At 47.1% G+C, this 238-nt stretch carries 1 protein-coding gene; it reads left to right on the forward strand.

Annotated elements, in window-relative coordinates:
* On the forward strand, window positions 1-238 hold a 238-nt coding region (locus tag AC1ECF_RS17820; RefSeq protein WP_480390767.1), incomplete at both ends, for an alpha-amylase family glycosyl hydrolase.

The following is a 238-nucleotide window of genomic DNA, read 5'->3' on the forward strand; positions in this document are numbered from 1 at the left end:
TCACCTGGACATGATAATGGATACGATATCCGGGATTATTATGCCATTTTGCGCAAGTACGGTACGATGGAGGACTTTGATCGTTTGCTGGCAGAGGCGCACAAACGCGGTCTCAAGATCATGATGGACCTGGTGCTGAATCATACGTCGGATGAACATGCGTGGTTTGCAGAGTCACGTTCATCCAAGGTGAATCCGAAACGGGATTATTATATTTGGCGTTCAGGCAAAAATGGTC

The sequence above is a fragment of the Psychrobacillus sp. Z3-81 genome (genome assembly GCF_056620325.1).